Source organism: Janibacter sp. CFPM2_SD2 (genome assembly GCF_057364645.1).
The window spans coordinates 1-1,320 of record NZ_JBNFOF010000348.1; the positions used below are offsets into that span (position 1 = coordinate 1).

Below are 1,320 nucleotides of genomic sequence, written 5' to 3' on the forward strand. Positions count from 1 at the left end.
GGGGCGCAGGACCTCACGCGCCCGGGCAGCGGCCTCGCGGCTGCGACCCGTGCGGCGTGCCCGACGCTCGACATGGGCCAGGGTGACGAGCGAGCGAGCCTGCTCGATCGGCAGACGTCGCTCGGCGGCCGCCGTCGCGGAACGCGAGGCCAGACGCCGGGCGAGGTCGAGGTCACCGCGGGCCGCCGCGATCTCCGCCTCGGCCCGGTCTGCGGCGATGACGACACCCGGCGCACCGCGCCCGGCATCGATCTCCTCTCGCACCCGGGCGAGCAGGTCGGCCGCCTCGTCGACCTCACCGACGAGGGCGAAGGCCATGACCCCGTCGGTGTGCCACCGCAGCGAGGTGACGTCGCGGATCCCGCTCGCCTCGTCGATCGAGCGCAGCTCGCGGAAGGCCGCGACGGCCTCGTCGAGCTCGTCGAGGTGCAGCCGCGCCAGCCCGAGGTGGGCCAGCTGCCGGCGCAGGTAGCGCTCGTCCTCCTGCTCACGGGCGAGCTCGACCCCGCGACCGCTGACGACCGCCGTCCGCTCGAAGGTCCCGCCGACCGACTCGGCGATCGCCTCGATGTACCAGGTCGTCGCGACGGGCGTGTCGAAGTGCGTCGCCGCCCGGGTCGCCCGCCCGGCGAGCTCGAGCGCCTCCCGGCCACGCCCCTGCCTGGCGACGATCTCGACGAGCTGCGCAGCACGTGGACGGTGTCGTAGCCGGCGTCGGGGCCGACCCCGGCGAGCATGTCGACGAACTCCGCCCGGGCCCGGCGCAGGTCGTCGTCGTGCAGGGGCGAAGCGCGCGGCGATGTAGCGCGCGGAGGTGTGCACCTGACCGGGGCGCGGCGGTCCGGCCAGCCCGGCTGCGGCGTCGATGAGCGCGCGCGAGCCACCGTCGCCGAGGGTGCGGGTGACCGATGCGGCGACGGTCAGCGCCTCGACCTCGATGTCCGGGCGCCCGGCCCGCCTCCGCCAGCTCGACGGCACGTCGGGCGAGGTCGAGGGCGGTGCGCAGGTCGTGGGTGCCGAGCAGCAGGCGGGCGCGCTGCAGCAGCACCCGGGCCTGCAGGTCGGGGTGCTCACGAGCGGCCTGCAGCGCGGTGACGAGCACCTCGTCGGGCGAGACGTCGCCGAGCTCGACGAGCGCGAGGTCGGCGCGCACCCGGTGGCCGGGCTCGGCGAGCCGGGCCGCGCCCTCGATCGCGCGCTGCAGCACACGGGTCTCCTTGCCGATGACGGCATTCTCGAGACAGCAGGTGATCCACTCGTCGCGCTCGGCGGTGCCGGCGTCGGCGGCGAGGAGGTAGAGGTGCGCGGCGAGGTCGTGCT

2 protein-coding genes are annotated in these 1,320 nt (G+C 76.0%); one reads left to right on the plus strand and one right to left on the minus strand.

The window, feature by feature from the left end; translation table 11 throughout:
- A partial coding sequence (locus AC2W7J_RS18190) for a hypothetical protein (RefSeq protein ID WP_485984175.1) occupies positions 1-978 on the minus strand: 978 nt, incomplete at its 3' end.
- A 31-nt stretch (positions 979-1,009) separates the two neighbouring features.
- Here AC2W7J_RS18190 and AC2W7J_RS18195 point away from each other — a divergent pair.
- On the plus strand, positions 1,010-1,320 hold a 311-nt coding region (locus tag AC2W7J_RS18195; protein ID WP_485984177.1), incomplete at its 3' end, for a hypothetical protein.